Annotated in this window: 20 protein-coding genes; 13 read left to right on the top strand and 7 right to left on the bottom strand. The window is 71.6% G+C overall.

The window, feature by feature from the left end:
• Positions 1–85: 85 nt before the first annotated feature.
• The 3 genes from sepH to AB0D44_RS15950 form a co-directional block, all read right to left on the bottom strand.
• Positions 86–1,135 carry a septation protein SepH gene (sepH, locus tag AB0D44_RS15940; protein WP_362590356.1) on the bottom strand — a complete coding sequence of 350 codons (1,050 nt, stop codon included), beginning with the start codon at positions 1,133–1,135 and terminating at the stop codon, positions 86–88.
• Positions 1,136–1,677: 542 nt separating this feature from the next.
• Complete coding sequence (locus AB0D44_RS15945; RefSeq protein ID WP_362590359.1) at positions 1,678–3,006, bottom strand: D-arabinono-1,4-lactone oxidase; 1,329 nt, start codon at positions 3,004–3,006, stop codon at positions 1,678–1,680.
• A complete protein-coding gene (locus AB0D44_RS15950; RefSeq protein ID WP_362590362.1) occupies positions 2,957–4,213 on the bottom strand; it encodes an MFS transporter in 1,257 nt (418 codons plus the stop codon). Before AB0D44_RS15950 ends, AB0D44_RS15945 begins: the two co-directional genes overlap by 50 nt.
• 171 nt (positions 4,214–4,384) lie before the next feature.
• Here AB0D44_RS15950 and AB0D44_RS15955 point away from each other — a divergent pair, with 171 nt between their 5' ends.
• Positions 4,385–5,551, top strand: coding sequence for a ferrochelatase (locus AB0D44_RS15955; protein ID WP_362590365.1), 1,167 nt, complete (start codon positions 4,385–4,387; stop codon positions 5,549–5,551).
• Between the two features lie 15 nt (positions 5,552–5,566).
• Positions 5,567–6,367, top strand: a complete 801-nt coding sequence (locus AB0D44_RS15960; RefSeq protein WP_362590553.1) for an inositol monophosphatase family protein — start codon at positions 5,567–5,569, stop codon at positions 6,365–6,367.
• A gap of 80 nt (positions 6,368–6,447) precedes the next feature.
• Here the strand turns inward: AB0D44_RS15960 and AB0D44_RS15965 are convergent, their stop codons facing one another.
• Positions 6,448–6,627: a hypothetical protein gene (locus AB0D44_RS15965; protein WP_362590368.1), complete on the bottom strand. Its 180-nt coding sequence runs from the start codon at positions 6,625–6,627 to the stop codon at positions 6,448–6,450.
• Between the two features lie 247 nt (positions 6,628–6,874).
• Here AB0D44_RS15965 and AB0D44_RS15970 point away from each other — a divergent pair, with 247 nt between their 5' ends.
• The 4 genes from AB0D44_RS15970 (at position 6,875) to AB0D44_RS15985 (ending at position 10,400) form a co-directional block, all read left to right on the top strand.
• Entirely contained in the window at positions 6,875–7,528 is a 654-nt protein-coding gene (locus tag AB0D44_RS15970; protein ID WP_030008767.1) for a response regulator transcription factor, read from the top strand.
• A gap of 5 nt (positions 7,529–7,533) precedes the next feature.
• Positions 7,534–8,775: a HAMP domain-containing sensor histidine kinase gene (locus AB0D44_RS15975; protein ID WP_362590371.1), complete on the top strand. Its 1,242-nt coding sequence runs from the start codon at positions 7,534–7,536 to the stop codon at positions 8,773–8,775.
• 380 nt (positions 8,776–9,155) lie between these two features.
• Positions 9,156–9,452: a DUF4193 domain-containing protein gene (locus AB0D44_RS15980; RefSeq protein WP_030008769.1), complete on the top strand. Its 297-nt coding sequence runs from the start codon at positions 9,156–9,158 to the stop codon at positions 9,450–9,452.
• Between the two features lie 12 nt (positions 9,453–9,464).
• Positions 9,465–10,400, top strand: a complete 936-nt coding sequence (locus AB0D44_RS15985; protein ID WP_362590374.1) for a hypothetical protein — start codon at positions 9,465–9,467, stop codon at positions 10,398–10,400.
• A 155-nt stretch (positions 10,401–10,555) separates the two neighbouring features.
• On the opposite strand, the gene AB0D44_RS15990 is transcribed toward AB0D44_RS15985, so the two are convergent.
• A complete protein-coding gene (locus tag AB0D44_RS15990; protein WP_362590377.1) occupies positions 10,556–11,011 on the bottom strand; it encodes a DUF3093 domain-containing protein in 456 nt (151 codons plus the stop codon).
• Between the two features lie 58 nt (positions 11,012–11,069).
• Between AB0D44_RS15990 and AB0D44_RS15995 the strand changes: the two genes are divergently transcribed.
• The 6 genes from AB0D44_RS15995 (at position 11,070) to AB0D44_RS16020 (ending at position 15,255) form a co-directional block, all read left to right on the top strand.
• Entirely contained in the window at positions 11,070–11,654 is a 585-nt protein-coding gene (locus tag AB0D44_RS15995) for a PaaI family thioesterase (protein ID WP_362590380.1), read from the top strand.
• A complete protein-coding gene (gene dut / locus AB0D44_RS16000) occupies positions 11,654–12,190 on the top strand; it encodes a dUTP diphosphatase (protein ID WP_362590383.1) in 537 nt (178 codons plus the stop codon). The genes AB0D44_RS15995 and dut overlap by 1 nt, the downstream gene beginning before the upstream one ends.
• Before the next feature lies 1 nt (position 12,191).
• Positions 12,192–12,980 (top strand): DUF3710 domain-containing protein, encoded by a 789-nt coding sequence (locus AB0D44_RS16005; RefSeq protein ID WP_362590386.1) that lies wholly within the window; start codon positions 12,192–12,194, stop codon positions 12,978–12,980.
• 339 nt (positions 12,981–13,319) lie between these two features.
• Positions 13,320–14,006 carry a response regulator gene (locus AB0D44_RS16010; protein ID WP_362590389.1) on the top strand — a complete coding sequence of 229 codons (687 nt, stop codon included), beginning with the start codon at positions 13,320–13,322 and terminating at the stop codon, positions 14,004–14,006.
• A 25-nt stretch (positions 14,007–14,031) separates the two neighbouring features.
• Complete coding sequence (locus AB0D44_RS16015) at positions 14,032–14,451, top strand: OB-fold nucleic acid binding domain-containing protein (RefSeq protein ID WP_362590392.1); 420 nt, start codon at positions 14,032–14,034, stop codon at positions 14,449–14,451.
• Positions 14,452–14,454: 3 nt separating this feature from the next.
• Positions 14,455–15,255 (top strand): DUF3159 domain-containing protein, encoded by an 801-nt coding sequence (locus tag AB0D44_RS16020; protein WP_362590395.1) that lies wholly within the window; start codon positions 14,455–14,457, stop codon positions 15,253–15,255.
• Between the two features lie 686 nt (positions 15,256–15,941).
• Here the strand turns inward: AB0D44_RS16020 and AB0D44_RS16025 are convergent.
• A complete protein-coding gene (locus tag AB0D44_RS16025; RefSeq protein WP_326587540.1) occupies positions 15,942–16,604 on the bottom strand; it encodes a TrkA family potassium uptake protein in 663 nt (220 codons plus the stop codon).
• Positions 16,601–17,269, bottom strand: coding sequence for a TrkA family potassium uptake protein (locus tag AB0D44_RS16030; RefSeq protein ID WP_362590398.1), 669 nt, complete (start codon positions 17,267–17,269; stop codon positions 16,601–16,603). The genes AB0D44_RS16025 and AB0D44_RS16030 overlap by 4 nt, the downstream gene beginning before the upstream one ends.
• A 230-nt stretch (positions 17,270–17,499) precedes the next feature.
• Between AB0D44_RS16030 and AB0D44_RS16035 the strand changes: the two genes are divergently transcribed.
• Positions 17,500–19,554 (top strand): APC family permease, encoded by a 2,055-nt coding sequence (locus AB0D44_RS16035; RefSeq protein WP_362590401.1) that lies wholly within the window; start codon positions 17,500–17,502, stop codon positions 19,552–19,554.
• The last annotated feature ends 87 nt before the right edge of the window (positions 19,555–19,641 follow it).

The following is a 19,641-nucleotide window of genomic DNA, read 5'->3' on the forward strand; positions in this document are numbered from 1 at the left end:
CCACCCCCGGGGGGCCCGCCCGGCCGGCCGGGCCGGGCGGCGGCTCCGCCTGCGGCCGGGACCGGCCGGTCCTGGCCGGGACCGGCTACTCCTGCTTCTTGCGGCGGGTGCCGAAGACGATCTCGTCCCAGCTGGGCACCGCCGCGCGGCGCCCGGGACGGACCCCGTCCGCCTCGGCCTGCCGGTCCGTGGTGCCCGTCAGCCGGTCGCGGTGGCCGGCCACCGTGCGGGGCATCAGGACGTCGGCGTACGCGGAGCCCGCGCCCGCCGATGCGGCCGGCGCCGGAGGTTCCTCCGCCTCGGCCTCCTCGGCCGGCGGTTCGGTCCGGTCGGGGACCACCATGTCGCCGCGGAAGCTCGGGACCGCCTCCAGCAGGCTGGTCAGCGTGTCCCGCTCCTCCTCCGGCTCCGGCTGGGGGGCGACGGGACGCTCCAACTGGCGGTCGAGGGCGCGGTCCAGCGGCCGGTCGCGCGGCAGCCGCGCAATCCTCGGCACGAAGGGGAAGCTGGGTTCCGGCGTGGCGGGCAGGTCGTCGGACTCGCCGATCAGCGAGCGCGCCTCGTCGTCCACGGCCACGACCAGCCGGCGCGGCGGGTCGTACGTCCAGCTCGCCGAGTGCGGCTCGCCCGCGACCCGGTAGACGAGGAGCACCTCCCAGGTGCCGTCGTCGCGGCGCCACGAGTCCCACTGCACGGAGTCCTTCTCGGCCCCGCGCAGGGTGAGCCGCTCCTGCACGGCCTCGCCGAGCTGGGGTCCGGTGTTCTCGCCGGGCCGGCGCACGGGGGTCTTGCGGGCGCGCTCGGCCATGAACGCGCGCTCGGCGAGCACCGGGCCCTCGAAGCGGCGTACGCGGTCGACGGGGATGCCGGCGAGTTGAGCGACCTCCTCCGCGGAGGCACCGGCCCGTATGCGGGCCTGGATGTCGCGGGGGCGGAGGTGGCTCTCCACCTCGATCTCGATCTGGTTCAGGCGCGCGCGGTCGTTGCGCACGGCAGCCCGCAGCCGTTCGTCGATCGGAAGCGTGTACTCCGTGCTGTCCCCAGCCTTGAGCACCAGTCGTGTGCCGTCATTTGAGACGGCCACGACACGCAGTTCGGGCATGGGGACCTCCCGGGTGGTGCCTGCCGACGTCACGTGCGTCGCTGCTTCCGCTAGTCGAGTGTGGCCTGCCCGGGTGCAGCCTGCCACAACCTTGCCGAGTTAAACCGGCGTGTCGGGCATGCGCCCTTGATCGCCGTTATGGCACGGTTACCTGTTGGGCACGCACAGTGACCGAGCGATTACTGTGCGCAGCAGGAACCCGTGCGATACCGCGGCATCACCGGTCTTTGAGTGCCGTTTTCCATCAATCGGCCCCCTCTCCCGAGTCCGGACATCCGTAAGGAAGGACGGCCCCAGGGCTCGTCACAGTACTCCATTCGGGCCACCTGGGTGGACCGCCGCGCCGCCGAACTTCTCCCGGACGGCGGGAGTTGGCCTGCCCTCCGACGGGCCCCACCTGCACCCGTGTCCGTTTCCTGGTGTCTTGCTTCACGCAATCCACAGAAACGGAACTAATCGTTTCGCCCGGGCGTCCGTACCTCGGGGCCCCGACGCCGACCCCGGGGGCCGACGCCCTCAGGGCCGTGGCAGAGCGGTCCGTGAGGCGCCGGCCGTCATCCCTGAGGCGCCGGCCGTCAGTCGCCCAGGACGCGGCGCAGGTAGTCGTTGCCGAACACCCGGTCCGGGTCCAGCCGGTCGCGGAGCGCGGTGAACTCGGCGAACCGCGGGTAGACCGCGGCGAAGTACTCCGCGTCCCGCGTGTGCACCTTGCCCCAGTGCGGGCGGCCGCCGTGCGCGGTGAAGATCCGCTCGGCCGCCGTGAAGTAGGCCTGGTACGGCGTGCCCCGGTACATGTGCACCGCGATGTACGCCGTCTCGCGGCCCGAGGCGGTGGACAGCGTGATGTCGTCCGCCGGGGCCGTGCGCACCTCCACCGGGAAGCTGACGCGCAGCCCGGAGCGGTCGACCATCGCCCGCAGTTCCCGCAACGCCCCGACCAGCTGCTCGCGCGGCAGCGCGTACTCCATCTCCACGAACCGGACCCGGCGCGGACTGGTGAACACCTTGTACGGGATGTCCGTGTACGTGCGCGCCGACAGGGCGCGGCTGGCCACGCGGGCGATGGCGGGGATGGTGGCCGGGACCGCGCGGCCCAGCGAGTTGACGGCCTGGAAGACGCCGTTGGACAGCAGTTCGTCCTCGATCCAGGCGCTCACCGCCCCGGGCGGGGCCGCGGGACCCTGGCTGCGGTTGTTCCGCTTGGTGTTGCAGTTGCCGGTGTGCGGGAACCAGTAGAACTCGAAGTGCTCGTTCTCCGCGACGTGCTGGTCGAACTCGGCCGTCACCCGGTCGAAGCCCATGGGTTCCTCACGGGCGGTCAGGAAGAACAGCGGCTCGACGGCGAAGGTGAGCGAGGTGACGACGCCGAGGGCCCCGATGCCGATCCGGGCGGCCGCGAAGACCTCCGGATTCTCCTTCTCGGAGCACGCGAGCAGCTGCCCGTCGGCCGTGACCAGCTCCAGGCCGCGGATCTGGGCGGCGATGGAGGCCGAGTCGCGGCCGGTGCCGTGGGTGCCCGTGCTGGTAGCGCCGGAGACCGTCTGCTCCATGATGTCGCCCATGTTCGTGAGCGACAGGCCTTCCCGGGCCAGGGCCGCGTTCAGGTCCTTGAGGACCGTGCCCGCCGCCACCGTGACGGTCCCGGCGGCGCGGTCGATCGACCGGATCCCGGCCAGCGCCTGGGGGCGTACGAGCACCCCGTCGGTCACCGCGGCCGCCGTGAAGGAGTGGCCGGTGCCGACCGCCTTCACTCGCAGGCCCTGTTCGGCGGCCCGGCGGACCGCCTCCTGGAGCTCCCCGACCGAGGCCGGGGTCACGGTCCGCACGGGCGTGGCGGAGACGTTGCCCGCCCAGTTACGCCACGCGGCGGTCCGGCTCTTGTGCCCTGCTGTCGCCGTCCCCATCGGTAGCTGGCTCCTCCCCTTGCGCCGGCCTCGTCAGCCGGCGGTATCCCGCGAACGCCACCGCCGCCGCGGCCGCCCCCGACGCGATGGAGACGACGAACCCGCGCTGCGCGCCCGCCGCGTCGATGACCAGACCGGTCGCCGACGAGCCGATCGCGACGCCGACCGCGAGGCCGGTGCTGATCCAGGTCATGCCCTCGGTCAGCTTCGCGCGTGGTACGTGCGCCTCGATCAGGGCCATCGTGGTGATCATCGTGGGAGCGATGGCGAGGCCCGAGACGAAGAGCGCCACGGCCAGAAACGGAAGGTTCCCGGCCAGTAGGAGGGGGATCATACTCACGCCCATCGCGCATACGCCCAGTATCCACCGCAGTTCCGTCCGGCCCTTGAGATGCAGCAGGCCGAAGACGATTCCGGCGATACAGGACCCCGCCGCCCAGATCGCCAGGATGAAGCTGGCCCAGGACTTGTGCCCCTGCTCCTCGGCGAAGGCCAGGGTGGACACGTCGATCGAACCGAAGATCGCGCCGGTCGCCACGAAGGTGAGCGTCAGCACCTGCAGGCCCGGAGAGCGCAGCGCCGAGGTGTTCTCCCCGTGCGCGCCGCGCGGGTGCGGCTCGGGCTCGGTGGTGCGCTGCGCGGTGAGCAGCCAGACGCCGACCAGCAGGCAGACGGCGGCGACCAGCGGACCGGCCTCGGGGAACCAGGTGGCGGACAGGCCGATGGCGAGGATCGGGCCGAAGATGAAGCACACCTCGTCGACCACGGACTCGAAGGAGTACGCCGTGTGCAGCTCGCGCGGGGAGTCGCGGTAGATCACGGTCCACCGGGCGCGGACCATCGAGCCGACGCTGGGCACGCAGCCGGCGATCGCGGCGAACAGGAAGAGGGTCCAGTCGGGCCACCCGTTCGCGGCGGCGACCAGCAGTCCGGCGACCGAGGCCACCGAGACCAGGGTGGCGGGGCGCAGTACCCGCCGCTGGCCGAACTGGTCCACCAGCCGCGAGACCTGCGGGCCGATCACGGCTGCGGCCAGGGCGAGGGTACCGGTGAGCGCGCTCGCCATCGCGTAGCGGCCGGTGATCTCGGAGATCATCGTCAGGATGCCGACCCCGACCATGGATATCGGCAGCCGGCCTATGAGGCCGGCTGCGCTGAACCCCTTGGTGCCGGGGGCCGCGAAGATGGCGCGGTAGGGACTGGGCAAGGGCCCTCCGTAACGGACGTCATCGGCCCGTACAGGTTATGACTGCCGAGGCGGCACCCGCACGGGGAACGTTCCCGACCTGGAAACTTAGGGTTACCTTACCTCCGTTGGGGGTGCGCCCCGGCCCGGGCCGATTCCCGCATGCCCAGGCCGGGTGGCAGGATTCGAGGCATGTCAGACCAGCTCCCCGCCGCCGCCCGGCCCAGGGCCGAAGGCCCCGCCGCCCCGTACGACGCCCTCCTGCTGCTCTCCTTCGGGGGGCCCGAGGGACCCGACGACGTCGTGCCGTTCCTGGAGAACGTCACGCGCGGGCGCGGGATCCCCCGCGAGCGGCTCGAGGAGGTCGGCGCGCACTACTTCGGCTTCGGCGGGGTCAGCCCGATCAACGCCCAGAACCGCGCGCTGCTGGACGCGCTGCGCAAGGACTTCGCCGAGCACGGGCTGGACCTGCCGGTCTACTGGGGCAACCGCAACTGGGCCCCCTACCTGACCGACGTGATGCGCGAGATGGTCGCCGACGGCCGCCGCCGGATCGCCGTGCTCGCGACCAGCGCGTACGCCTCGTACTCGGGCTGCCGGCAGTACCGCGAGAACCTCGCCGACGCGCTGGCCGCCCTGGCCGCCGAGGGCCTGGAACTGCCGCGCGTGGACAAGCTGCGGCACTACTTCAACCACCCCGGCTTCCTGGATCCCATGATCGAAGGGGTGGTGGCCTCGCTCGGCGAACTGCCCGAGGACGTCCGGGACGGCGCCCACCTCGCCTTCACCACCCACTCCATCCCGGTCGCCGCCGCGGACACCTCCGGCCCCGTCGAGGACCACACCGAGGGCGGCGAGGGCGGCGCCTACGTCAAGCAGCACCTCGACGTCGCCGAAGTGATCGCGGACGAGGTGGCCGTGCGCACGGGTGTCGGGCACCCGTGGAAGCTCGTCTACCAGTCCCGCAGCGGCGCCCCGCACGTCCCGTGGCTGGAGCCGGACATCTGCGACCACCTCGAGGCCCTGCACGCCGAGGGCGCGCCCGCCGTCGTCATGGTGCCCATCGGCTTCGTCTCGGACCACATGGAAGTCCTCTACGACCTCGACACCGAGGCTACCGCCAAGGCCGCCGAACTGGGCCTGCCCGTCGCACGCTCCGCAACGGTCGGCGCCGACCCCGCTTTCGCCGAGGCGGTACGGGAACTCGTGCTGGAGCGGGCCGCCAAGGAGCGCGGCGAGGCGGCCGAGGAGTGCTGGGTGGGCATGCTGGGGCAGAGCCACGACGTGTGCGCCGTGGGCTGCTGCCCGGGACGGGCACCCCGGCCCGCGGCCGCCGGCGCCGACAGCCCTTACGCGTAGGGATGAGGGACCTTGATCACCGATGACCTGAAGGCCGAGCTGCTGGACGTGGCCCTGGAGGCCGCCCGGCAGGCCGGGGCGCTGCTGCGCGACGGCCGGCCGGCCGATCTTGCGGTGGCCGCGACGAAGAGCAGCCCGATCGACGTGGTGACCGAGATGGACATCGCGGCCGAGAAGCTGATCACCGGCATCCTCGCCGAACGGCGGCCCGAGGACGGACTGCTGGGCGAGGAAGGCGCCGACACCCAGGGCACCAGCGGCGTGCGCTGGGTCGTCGACCCGCTGGACGGGACCGTGAACTACCTGTACGGCCTGCCGAGCTGGGGCGTGTCCATCGCGGCCGAGTACGGGGGCGAGACGGTGGTCGGCGTCGTCGCGGCGCCGATGCGCGGGGAGACCTACCACGCGGTGCTCGGCGGCGGGGCCTGGCAGGGAGCGGTGCGCCTCGCCTGCCGGCCGGCGGCGCCGCTGGACCAGGCGCTGCTCGGGACCGGCTTCGCGTACGTCCAGGCCCGGCGGGTCCGCCAGGCCGAGGTCGTGGCCCGGATCATTCCGGTGGTGCGGGACATCCGGCGGGGCGGATCGGCGGCGCTGGACCTGTGCGACGTGGCCGCGGGGCGGCTCGACGGGTACTACGAGCGCGGCCTGAACCCCTGGGACCTGGCGGCGGGCGACCTGATCGCCCGCGAGGCCGGGGCCCTGACCGGCGGCCGGCCGGGCGAGCCCGCCTCGGGAGAACTCGTCCTCGCCGCCACCCCCGCCGTGTTCGCCTCGCTGCAGCCGCTGCTGGACGAGGCGGGCGCCTGGCACGACTGACCGCGGGCGGGCCGACGGCGGCATGAGTGAACCCCGGCCGCCCGAGAGGGCCGCCGGGGTTCAGGTGTGCGCAGCAGAGGTCAGCAGGCGGGCACGGAGACCGAGACCGGAACTCCGTGCTCGGCGGCGAGGCGCTGGAGGTCCTCCAGCTCCGCCTGTTCCACTTCCGCGAGGAAGTCGTCGCCCGCCTCGCGGGCCTGCATGAGGTCCGACTGCGTGGCCCTGATGCGCTGCAGGAGACCCGCGGTGAATGCGTCCATGGTGGGTTCGCCCCCTCTTCGTGGGTCGGCGGCGGCACGTGACAGTCCGCCGTCAGGGAGTGGATGGGGTGTGCTGACGTCCTCCCCGGCACCCTGGGCCCAGAAACCTCGCAAGACGAGGGAATCCTCACCTCCGCCCCCGCTGCGCTCCGCGAGCGGCGTCTTACAGCCGGTTTACGGCCGAAACGGGCAGGATGGACGGCGCAACACACATGTGCCCTGCTGGGCTCGGAGGAAGGAAATCGACGTGCGCGTACTCGTCGTCGAGGACGAGCAGCTGCTCGCCGATGCGGTGGCCACCGGACTGCGGCGGGAGGCCATGGCCGTGGACGTCGTGTACGACGGCGCCGCCGCCCTGGAGCGCGTCGGCGTGAACGACTACGACGTGGTCGTGCTCGACCGGGACCTCCCGCTCGTGCACGGCGACGACGTCTGCCGGAAGATCGTCGAGCTCGGCATGCCGACGCGCGTCCTGATGCTGACCGCCTCCGGCGACGTCAGCGACCGCGTGGAGGGCCTGGAGCTCGGGGCGGACGACTACCTGCCCAAGCCCTTCGCCTTCACCGAGCTGACCGCCCGCGTGCGGGCCCTGGGCCGGCGCACCACGGTCGCGCTGCCGCCCGTACTGGAGCGGGCCGGCATCAAACTGGACCCGAACCGCCGCGAGGTGTTCCGCGAGGGCAAGGAGGTGCAGCTGGCGCCCAAGGAGTTCGCGGTGCTGGAGGTCCTCATGCGCAGCGAGGGGACCGTCGTCTCGGCCGAGCAGCTGCTCGAGAAGGCCTGGGACGAGAACACCGACCCCTTCACGAACGTCGTACGGGTGACCGTGATGACCCTGCGGCGCAAGCTGGGCGAGCCGCCGGTCATCGTGACCGTGCCGGGCTCCGGATACCGGATCTGACGCGCGTGCCAGCCACTCCGGCGCCGCCGGTCGCGCCACCGAAACCGACCTGGGACCCCGGCCAGCCCGAGGGTCCCTTCCCTTGGCTGCGGCCGACCATCCGCATACGCCTCACGCTGCTGTACGGCGGGATGTTCCTGATCGCGGGGATCCTGCTGCTGTCGATCATCTACCTGCTGGCGGCCCAGGCCCTGCGGGAGGGCAACGCCCTCCCGTTCCAGATCGTCGGCGGCCAGGTGAAGGTCACGAGCGGTACCTGTCCGGGCGTGGTGGGCGAGCAGACGCCCAGCCAGTTCAACGCCGCGATCGGCCAGTGCATCCTCGAACAGCGCCGGCACGCCCTGGACGACCTGCTGAGCCGGTCGCTGATGGCCCTCCTGGGTCTGAGCATCATCGCCTTCGCCTTCGGCTACGCGATGGCCGGACGGGTGCTCTCGCCGCTGGGCAAGATCACCCGCACCGCCCGCCGGGTCGTGGGCTCCGACCTGACCCGGCGGATCGAGCTGGACGGGCCGGACGACGAGCTCAAGGAGCTCGCCGACACCTTCGACGAGATGCTCGACCGCCTCGAGCGGGCCTTCACGGCCCAGCAGAGGTTCGTCGCGAACGCCTCGCACGAGCTGCGGACGCCGCTCGCGATCAACCGGACCCTGCTGGAGGTGCACCTCTCCGACCCGGGGGCGCCGATCGAGCTCCAGCAGCTCGGCAAGACCCTGCTGGCCACCAACGAGCGGAGCGAGCAGCTGGTCGAGGGCCTGCTGCTGCTGGCCCGGAGCGAGAACCAGATCGTCGAGCGCAAGCCCGTGGACCTGGCGGAGGTCGCCTCGCGCGCCCTCGACCAGGTGCGCGGGGAGGCCGAGGCGAAGGGCGTGGAGATCCGCGGCGAGCGCGCGCCGGCCGTGATCCAGGGCAACGGCGTGCTGCTGGAGCGGATCGCCCTGAACCTGGTGCAGAACGCCGTCCGGTACAACGTGCCGGAGGACGGCTGGGTGGAGGTCACCACCGAGGCCCAGCACGGCCAGGCCGTCCTCGTGGTGTCGAACACGGGCCCCGTGGTTCCCGCGTACGAGGTGGACAACCTCTTCGAGCCCTTCAGACGGCTGCGTACGGAGCGAACGGGCAGCGACAAGGGTGTCGGGCTGGGCCTGTCGATCGCGCGCTCCGTGGCCCGCGCACACGGCGGACGGATCCAGGCGATCCCCCGGGAAGGCGGTGGCCTCGTGATGCGTGTCACTCTTCCCCTGTGAGTCCACGCCCCGTGTTCGCTTTTGGCTGAATACTTGGCATGTGAATACAGTCGCTTCTGTGTGATCGATCACATGACCGAGTGTCGGACCATGTGCGTTCTGTGACCCCATCCCGGCCGGAACGCCCGGGAAGTCCGGGTTTCCGGCCCCTCGGATGGCGGGAAATACACGGGGTGGCGTTTGTGCAAGACGGCCCCCGGACCGTGTACGGTCCCGGTCGTCATCCCAGCTGATTGCTCTCCGGGCAGCCGGCTGGGTGTCGATTGAGTAACAGACCTTGATGTGAGGCAAAATCTCCGCCTCAGGTCGGGCACAAGTCCGGCCTCTCGCGCGTTACGTGCGCTGAGACACCGCTAACACCCAGAGGGGGAGAGCGAACAATGGCAACGGACTACGACACCCCACGCAAGACCGACGACGACGTCGACAACGACAGCATTGAAGAGCTGAAGGCCCGGCGTAACGAGAAGTCGACCTCGTCCGCGGACATGGACGAATTCGACTCGGTCGAGAGCATGGAGCTTCCCGGCGCGGACCTCTCCAACGAGGAGCTGGCCGTCCGGGTCCTGCCGAAGCAGGCCGACGAGTTCACCTGCATGAGCTGCTTCCTGGTCCACCACCGCAGCCAGCTGGCACGTGAGAAGAACGGTCAGCCGATCTGTCGCGACTGCGACTGAGAGGCGTCGGCCGTGGCTGGCTCGACACCCTTCCGGAAGCGCCGCTTCCGAAAGTCTGGTGATCCGGCGGAGACGCAGGCGGGAACCACGGACCCGGCAACGAGTCCTGGGACCTCCGGCGGCTCCGCCATGGGGACCGCCATCGTGCCCTCCGACACCGCCCCGGCGGTGCCGTCGGCCACAGGAGACGACGAGGGGGCCCGGCACCGGTCCGGGGCTCGTCGGCTGCAAGCCGTCAAGAACGGTGTACGCAAGGGCGGCGAAAGTGTCAGGGACGCCGCCCTGTACATCACCGACAGAATCATCGAGAACGCACCGCGCGTTCCGGTTCGGGACCTCGCGACCCTGCGCGCGCAGTTCCCGGGCCTCGGCCCCGATCAGCTTGCCGACAAGCTGATCTCCGGCGCCGCCAACGCCACCTCCACCGTCGGCGCGGGCATCGGAGCGGCGGCCATGCTGCCCGTCCCGCCCGCCATGCCGGCGGAGCTGGCCGCGGAGATCACCGGGGTCGCCGCGATCGAGCTCAAGCTCATCGCCGAGCTCCACGAGGTCTACGGCCTTCGCCCGCCCGGCACCCTCAAGGACCGCAGCCTCGCCTACCTCACCGCGTGGACCGAGGAACGCGGCGTGGACCTGACCAAGCCGACGACGCTGAACGCGGCGCTCGGCGGCCAGATGAAGCGCGAGCTGCGCCAGCAGATCACGAAGCGGATGGTCCGCAACCTGCCCAGCCTCATGCCGTTCATGGTCGGTGCGGCCGTGGGCGCGGTCATGAACCGACGCGACACGCGGAAACTCGCCGAGAAGGTCCGTGGCGACCTGCGCGGCCGCGCCGTGTCCTGGGAGGCCCTGCCGCAGCTCCCGCCCCTGGAGCAGCCCTCCCAGCCCCTTCCCGAGGCCACCAGGAACGCACTCGAAGGCCCCGGCCGACAGGCCGACGGGACCTGACACCCGCGGGCGTCGGGGCCCGAGGCTCGCAGCGTCGGCGTCCGGGGCTCGCGGACGTCGGGGCCTGAGGCTCGCCGAGGTCGGGGCCTGAGGCTCGCAGCGTCGGGGTCCGAGGCTCGCCGACGTCGGATCCCAGGACTCGAAAGGGCCCCGGGTCAGCCCTTCGCCGCGAGGATGGCCGCCCGCAGGGCCTCCGGCTCGCGGGTGGAGACGTACACGTACGGGGTCGGGTCCGCCGGGTCGGTCACCTCGGCGCGGACCGCGGTCGGCACGTAGCTGCGCATCAGCATGAAGGCGCGGGTGTCGGCCTTGTACGTGCGCCAGGCCCGCGCCTCCTCGGCGTCCAGGATCTCGGGATCGCCCAGGGCCGTCACCGGGATCCGCGCGTCCCCCGCCGCCAGCGCGCCGTTGACCACGCGCACGCGCGCGGAACCGTACGAACTCACGAGCAGCCCGGCCAGCCCGGCGCCCCCGACCAGCCCGGCCAGCAGCGGCAGCGTGCCCAGCGGCAGCAGGGTCAGCGCGCACGCGAGGCCGATGAGTACGGCGATGCCCCACCAGGAGCGGGGGGCGGTCAGACGTTCGTCGTGGTGCGCGGGGGAGAGCTGCATGCCGTCAAGCCTGCCACGAGGCGACCAGCGGGTAGCCGCGCGGGTAAGGTCTGCGGCTGTGAGTGGACGAAACACAGCGTTGACGCCCCCGGCCGATGCCGCCGCGCCGGTCCGGCACCCCGATGCGCCGGCGCCCGGTGAGCTGCTGGGCGCGCACTACGAGCACTGCTTCGGCTGCGGCGGGGGCCAGCCGCACGGACTCCACCTGGAGGCCCGTGCGGGTGAGGGCGTGCGCATCACCGCCGAGTTCACCGTCAAGCCCGCGCACCAGGGCGCCCCCGGTCTCGCCCACGGCGGCGTGCTGGCCACCGCGCTCGACGAGACGCTCGGCTCGCTGAACTGGCTGCTGCGCGTCATCGCCGTGACGGGGCGGCTGGAGACCGACTTCGTACGGCCCGTTCCGGTGGACACCGTGCTGTACCTCGAGGCCGAGGTCACCGCCGTGGCCGGGCGGAAGATCTACTGCAGCGCCGTCGGCCGCATAGGCGGGCCGGAGGGCCCGGTCGCCGTGCGCGCGGACGCGCTGTTCATCGAGGTGAAGGTCGACCACTTCATCGACAACGGTCGGCCCGAGGAGATCCAGGCGGCGATGGCCGACCCGGACCAGGTCAGGCGCGCCCGCGCCTTCGAGGTGAACCCCTGATGTCTCTGAACGATCATGGCCCCGTCGACGTGCTGATCCGCCGCGTCGACCCGGAGGTGCCCCTCCCCGCCTACAGCCACCCCGGCGACGCCGGATGCGACCTGGTGACCACCCGGGCCGCCGAGCTGGCGCCGGGAGAGCGCACCGTGCTCCCCACCGGGGTGTCCATCGCCCTGCCCGACGGGTACGCGGCGTTCGTGCACCCGCGGTCCGGCCTGGCCGCCCGCTGCGGGCTCGCGCTCGTGAATGCCCCGGGGACGGTGGATGCCGGGTACCGTGGGGAGATCAAGGTGATCGTGGTCAATCTCGACCCTCGCGAGAGCGTCCGGTTCGAGCGTTTCGACCGCATTGCCCAGCTGGTTGTCCAGCGGGTCGAGAAGGTGCGCTTCCACGAGGTGGCGGAACTTCCCGGCTCGGCCCGGGCCGAGGGGGGTTTCGGCTCCACCGGCGGTCATCCGGCCGTGGCCGGATCCGGCACTGGTCAGCAGGGTGGGAATGGCTACGCTTCGGTCGTAACCGACCGGGAAGGACAGTGACGTGTTCGGACGTCGCAAGAAGAACGACTCCGCCAAGGACGGCGGCGCGGCCGAGCAGGTCGATGGCCGTGTGTCCGGCCTGGACGCCGGCGAGCAGGACGGCGCCGAGCTCGACGCGGCCCCGCCGCGCCGCGTGAACCTGCCCCCCGCCCCGCGGCCCGACGGCCCCTGGGACGTCTCCGAGGTGCTCGGCAACCCGGCCGACGGACGGGTGGACCTGGGCGGCATCTTCGTCCCCGGGGTCGAGGGCATGGAGCTGCGGGTCGAGGTCGCCGGTGACGCGATCGTCGCCGCGACCGTCGTCCTGGGCGACAGCGCCGTGCAGCTGCAGGCCTTCGCCGCACCGCGCAAGGAAGGCATCTGGGGCGAGGTCCGCGAGGAGATCGCCGCGGGCATCACCCAGCAGGGCGGCATCATCGACGAGGTCGAGGGTCCGCTGGGCTGGGAGCTGCGCGCACAGGTCCCCGTACCGCTGCCGGACGGGCAGACCGGCGCGCAGCTGGTCCGCTTCGTCGGCGTCGACGGTCCGCGCTGGTTCCTGCGCGGTGTCATCTCCGGCCAGGGCGCGGTGCGTCCCCAGTCGGCGGGTGTCCTCGAGCAGATCTTCCGCGACACCGTCGTGGTCCGCGGTGACGGGCCGATGGCTCCCCGCGACCCGATCGTCCTGAAGCTGCCGAACGACGCCCAGATGGTGCCGGACGGCGTGCAGACGGAGGACCAGGAAGGCTCCCGCTTCGGCGGCGGCATGGGCCAGCTGGAGCGCGGCCCGGAGATCACCGAGGTCCGCTGACCCCGGTGACGTCCCCTGAGGGGGAACACGCACGTTTTCGGGCCGGTGGGCCCCACCTCTTCGGGTGGGGCCCACCGGCTTTCGCGCGACCCCGGGCGGCTCCGGGGCCGTGGCGCGACCCCGTGCCACCCCTGGGCGGCCCCAGCCGGCCCCAGCCATTCCCGGGCGGCCGCGTCAGGGATCCGTCAGAGATCCGCGTCCGGCCGCCCCACGGTGCATGGGGGGCGCCGGCGTCCCCGAGAATGGGCGCAGGGGACGCGGCAGGCCAATGATCACGGCGGACAGAGTGGAACACGATCACCACCGTGATCGGATGATGCGACAGAAGGCAGGACCTCAATGACCCGGGTGCTCGTGGTGGAAGACGAGCCGCAGATCGTCCGAGCCCTCGTGATCAACCTGAAGGCGCGCAAGTACGAGGTCGACGCGGCCTCCGACGGAGCGAGCGCCCTGGAGCTCGCGGCCGCCCGCCACCCCGACGTGGTCCTCCTCGACCTCGGTCTGCCCGACATGGAGGGCATCGAGGTGATCAAGGGGCTGCGCGGCTGGAGCCGGGTGCCGATCCTGGTCCTCTCCGCCCGCCACACCTCCGACGAGAAGGTCGAGGCACTGGACGCGGGCGCCGACGACTACGTCACCAAGCCCTTCGGCATGGACGAGCTGCTGGCCCGGCTGCGCGCCGCCGTCCGCCGGGCCGAGCCGCCCGCCGGCTCCGGCGAGGACGAGGTGGTCGTCCGGACCGACGCCTTCACGGTGGACCTGGCCGCGAAGAAGGCCGTGCGGGAGGGGCGCGACATACGGCTCACGCCCACCGAGTGGCACCTGCTGGAGGTCCTGGTCCGCAACGGCGGCAAGCTGGTCAGCCAGAGGCAGCTGCTCCAGGAGGTCTGGGGTCCCTCGTACGGCACGGAGACGAACTACCTGCGGGTCTACATGGCGCAACTGCGGCGCAAACTGGAGACCGACCCCTCGCACCCGCGGCACTTCATCACCGAACCGGGCATGGGATACCGCTTCGAGAGGTAGTGGGCACGCCGGTACGCTTCCTGTTATGAGTGCTGAACCGCGTCCCGACAAGCCCGCGAAGCCGGCCAGGCCGGTGGGCCGGTTCCGCCGGATGATTGAGCGGCTGTCCACCTCCCAGGAGGAGCTGCATTCGGCGGAGCTGCAGGAGGACGCAGAAGCCGCGGGGTGCACGCGGATCTGCGACTGCCACGACCGCCAGATAGTCAAGGTGACCGGCACCCTGCGTACCGTCACCCTGAGGCCGCGTGCGGGCGTCCCCGCCCTGGAGGCGGAGCTGTTCGACGGCTCGGCCGCGCTGGACGTGGTGTGGCTCGGGCGTCGCTCGATCGTGGGAATCGAGCCCGGCCGGCGCATGATCGCCTCCGGACGCATCTCCATGACCCACGGCCGTCGGGTGCTCTTCAACCCGAAGTACGAACTCCGCCCGCTCGGACAGGAGCAGTAACCGGTGACGCCACTCGACCAACCGACCCCCGCGGAATCGGCCGCCGCATCAGCCTCCGCCTCTGGGGCCTCCGCCTCGGGCGCATCCGCCTCCGGTGCGTCCGCCCCCGGCGCGTCCGCCGCTCCCGCGGACGACCGGCACGCGGTCACGCAGGCGGCACTCTTCGATGCCTTCGGCGGCATCCGCGGCACCGTGGAGACGATGCTCCCCGGGCTGCTGTTCGTCATGATCTACACGATCAACCGGGACGTGAAGCTCTCCGCGATCGCGGCGGGCGCGGTAGCGGTCCTGCTGGTGATCGTGCGGCTGCTGCGCAGGGACACGGTGAAGCACGCCTTCAGCGGGGTCTTCGGCGTGGGCATGGGCGTCGCCTTCGCCCTCTTCACGGGCAGCGCGAAGGGCTTCTACCTGCCGGGCATGATCTACGGCGCCGGGCTGGGCGTGGCCTTCACGGTCTCGGCCCTGGTGGGCTTCCCGCTGCTGGGCGTGATCCTCGGGCCGGTGTTCAAGGAGAACCTGTCCTGGCGCACCCGAAACCCCGGCCGCAAGAAGGCGTACACCAAGGCGAGCCTGGCCTGGGGGATCATCTTCCTGGCCAAGTACGCGATCCTCTTCCCGCTGTACTGGTGGGGCGACGCCACGCAGCTGGGCTGGGTGCTGATCGCGCTGAAGCTCCCGCCGATGGTGCTGGCGGTGTACTTCACCTGGGTCTTCCTGGCGAAGGCGCCGCCGCCGATCGACGTGATCGCGGAATGGGAGGCCAAGGAGGCCGCCGAGGCCGCCGCGAAGGAACACCGGGCCTGACCCCGGCCCCTGCCACGGGCGGCCGGGCAGCACGAAGGGGCCGGGGCGACCACGGGTCCCCCCGGCCCCTTCCGGCTGCCGCCCTACTCCCGCTGCTGCGCTACCGCGGGCCTGCTCCCACTGCTGCGCTGCCGCTGGCCTGCTCGGGTCGGCTGCCGCTGCTGCGCTGCCGCCGGTCTGCTCGGGCCTGCTGCCGCCGCCCTGCTCCCGCTGGCTCGCTGGCGCCGGACCTGCTCGGGCCCGCTGCCGCTGCTGCGCTGCCCGCGCTGCCGCGGGCCCGCTGCCGCTGGTGTGCTGCCCGCGCTGCCGCGGGCCCGCTGCCGCTGGTGTGCTGCCGCTGACGTGGCTCCCGCCGGTGCCCTCCCGATGACGCGGCTGCCGCCGGCGGGCCGCCGGGACCCGCGCCGCCGGGCCGAGCGGGTGCTGCGCACGTCGCCGCTGACCACCGGCGGGCCGTCGAGCATGCCCGCAGGGCTACCGGCGGGCCGCCGGGACCCGCGCCGCGGGGCGGAGCGGGTGCTCCGCACGCCGCCGCAGACCACCGGCGGGCGTCGAGCATGCCCGCAGGGCTACCGGCGGGCCGCCGGGACCCGCGCCGCCGGGCCGAGCGGGTGCTGCGCACGTCACCGCAGACCACCGGCGGGCCGCCGAGCATGCCCGCAGGGCCACCGGGCATGCCCGCAGGGCTACCGGCGGGCCTGGAGGAGGTCCTCCAGTTGTTCCTCGCGGGCCTGCGCCGCCACGAAGAGGAGTTCGTCGCCCGGCTCGAGGGTCTCCTCCCCGTGCGGGGTGAGGACCCGGTTGCCGCGGATGATCGTGACCAGCGAGGTGTCCTCGGGCCAGGTGATCTCGCTGATTTGGGTGCCCGCGACCGAGGAGTCGGCCGGCAGGGTCAGTTCGACGAGGTTGGCGTCGCCGTGGCTGAAGCGCAGCAGCCGCACCAGGTCGCCGACGCTGACGGCCTCCTCGACCAGGGCCGACATCAGACGCGGCGTGGACACCGCGACGTCGACGCCCCAGGACTCGTTGAAGAGCCACTCGTTCTTCGGGTTGTTGACGCGGGCCACCACGCGCGGGACCCCGTACTCGGTCTTGGCGAGCAGCGAGACGACGAGGTTGACCTTGTCGTCGCCGGTCGCCGCGATGACGACGTTGCAGCGCTGCAGCGCCGCCTCGTCCAGCGAGGTGATCTCGCAGGCGTCGGCCAGCAGCCACTCCGCCTGCGGCACCCGTTCCACCGAGATGGCGGTCGGCGCCTTGTCGACCAGAAGCACCTCGTGGCCGTTCTCCAGCAGCTCGCCCGCGATGGAGCGGCCCACCGCGCCTGCCCCGGCGATCGCGACCCTCATGCGTGTGCCTCCTCAGGCCCCTCGGCGAAGGCCGCCTCGACCTTGTCGATCTCGTCGGTGCGCATCATCACGTGGACGAGGTCGCCCTCCTGGAGGACGGTCGCCGACGTCGGCAGCATCGCTTCACCCAGGCGGGTGAGGAAGGCGACGCGCACCCCGGTCTCCTCCTGGAGCTTGCTGATCTTGTGCCCGATCCAGGCGTGGGAGGTGTGCACCTCGGCGAGCTGCACGCCGCCGCTCGGGTCGCGCCACAGCGGCTCGGCGCCCGAAGGCAGCAGCCGGCGCAGCATCTGGTCGGCGGTCCACCGCACGGTGGCCACGGTGGGGATGCCGAGGCGCTGGTAGACCTCGGCGCGCTTGGGGTCGTAGATACGGGCGGCGACGTTCTCGACGCCGAACATCTCCCGGGCCACGCGGGCCGCGATGATGTTGGAATTGTCACCACTGCTGACGGCGGCGAAAGCGCCCGCCTCCTCGATTCCGGCCTCCCTCAGGGTGTCCTGATCGAAGCCGACCCCGGTGACGCGGCGGCCGCCGAATCCGGCCCCCAGTCGACGGAATGCGGTGGGGTCCTGGTCGACGACTGCGACCGTATGCCCCTGCTGTTCCAGGGTCTGCGCGAGGGCGGAACCCACTCTTCCGCAACCCATGATGACGATGTGCACGGCCGTCCTTCCGGCTGTCAGCGCTCGCTGGTTTCCAGCCTCATTGCATGCTCTGGTTTAACAGGGTCTCAGACCATGGCCCAAGCTACACACGGGCGGTCACGAGTGTGACCTCTTGCGCTGCACCGGGTGCGCACCGCGGGTGTACACGGGGAGGAATTGCAACGGGATTGCGGTGGGAAGGGGTGGGGAGTTCGTCAGTCCGATTTCGAACGCTTACGATCCTCTGCGTGTCCAAACTGACCGACGTGCCCAAACGGATCCTGATCGGCCGGGCGCTACGCAGCGACCGCCTCGGGGAAACACTCCTTCCCAAGCGGATCGCCCTCCCCGTCTTCGCGTCCGACCCGCTCTCCTCCGTGGCATATGCCCCGGGCGAGGTCCTCCTGGTCCTCTCGATCGCGGGCGTGTCGGCGTACCAGTTCAGCCCGTGGATCGCGCTCGCGGTAGTCGTGCTGATGTTCACGGTGGTGGCGTCCTACCGGCAGAACGTCCACGCCTACCCGAGCGGCGGCGGTGACTACGAGGTCGCCAACACCAATCTCGGTCCCAAGGCCGGCCTGACGGTGGCGAGCGCCCTGCTCGTCGACTACGTCCTGACCGTCGCCGTTTCCATCTCCTCCGGAGTCGAGAATCTCGGCTCCGCCGTCGATTTCGTCATCGAGCACAAGGTGCTCTCGGCGATGATCATGATTCTTCTGCTCACGCTGATGAATCTGCGCGGCGTGAAGGAGTCCGGAAGTCTCTTCGCCATCCCGACGTACGTCTTCGTCGGTGCCGTCTTCGTCATGATCGCCTGGGGTGCCTGGCGGGGCATCGTCGTCGGCGACACCATGAAGGCCCCCACCGCGGACCTGGAGATCAAGGCCGAGCACCAGGGCCTGGCCGGTTTCGCGCTGGTCTTCCTGCTGCTGCGGGCCTTCTCCTCCGGCTGCGCCGCCCTCACGGGCGTCGAGGCCATCAGCAACGGCGTCCCCGCCTTCCGCAAGCCCAAGAGCAAGAACGCGGCCACCACCCTGCTGCTCATGGGCGGCCTGGCCGTCACCATGTTCTGCGGGATCATCGGCCTGGCCATGGCCACGAACGTGCGGATGGCCGAGAAGCCGGCCCAGGACCTGCTGCTGGGCGGTGTCCCCGTCGGCGAGGGATACATCCAGAACCCGGTGATTTCCCAGGTGGCCGAGGCCGTCTTCGGCAAGGGCAGCCTCCTGTTCATCGTGCTCGCCGCCGCCACCGCGCTGGTCCTGTTCCTGGCCGCCAACACCGCCTACAACGGCTTCCCGCTCCTCGGCTCGATCCTCGCCCAGGACCGCTACCTGCCGCGCCAGCTGCACACCCGCGGGGACCGGCTCGCGTTCTCCAACGGCATCGTGCTCCTGGCGGGCGCCGCGATGCTGCTCGTGTGGCTCTACGACGCCGACTCGACCAAGCTGATCCAGCTCTACATCGTCGGCGTCTTCGTCTCCTTCACGCTGAGCCAGATCGGCATGGTCCGGCACTGGAACCGCCACCTGAAGTCCGAGCGCGACGCGGCTGCCCGCCGCCGGATGCACCGCTCGCGGGCCATCAACACCTTCGGCGCCTTCTTCACCGGCATGGTGCTGGTCGTCGTCCTCGCCACCAAGTTCACCCACGGCGCCTGGGTCGCCCTGCTCGGCATGGTGATCTTCTACGCCACGATGAGCGCGATCCGCAAGCACTACGACCGGGTCTCCGCCGAGATCGCCGCCGCCGAGGGGCCGAGCGACGACAGCGTGCGGCCCTCCCGGGTCCACTCGATCGTCCTGGTCTCCAAGGTCCACAAGCCCACGCTGCGCGCCCTGGCCTTCGCCAAGCTGACCCGCTCGGACACCCTGGAGGCGCTCAGCATCAGCGTCGACCCGGTCGAGACCAAGGCGCTGCGCCAGGAGTGGGAGCGGCGCGGGATCAACGTCCCGCTCAAGATCCTCGACTCGCCGTACCGGGAGATCACCCGCCCGGTGGTGGAGTACGTCAAGGGCCTGCGCAGCGAGAACCCGCGCGACGCCGTCAGCGTGTACATCCCGGAGTACGTCGTCGGGCGCTGGTACGAGCACCTGCTGCACAACCAGAGCGCGCTGCGGCTCAAGGGCCGCCTCCTCTTCACGCCCGGTGTGATGGTCACCTCGGTGCCCTACCAGCTCGAGTCCTCCGAACTCGCCAAGAAGCGGGCCAAGAAGCGCCAGGAGTGGAACGCTCCCGGCGCGGTGCGCCGCGGCCCGGTGGACACCCCGCGGCCGCCCCGGGAGCCGTCCTCGAAGGACTGAGCCGGGTGGTGAACGGCCGGACGAGATCCACGTAAACTGGTGGGTCGGTCGTCCGGCCGTTCCTTTTTGATCCCCTTCCTTGGAGTC

Source organism: Streptomyces sp. NPDC048349 (genome assembly GCF_040651925.1).
In the GTDB taxonomy this organism is placed as follows: domain Bacteria; phylum Actinomycetota; class Actinomycetes; order Streptomycetales; family Streptomycetaceae; genus Streptomyces.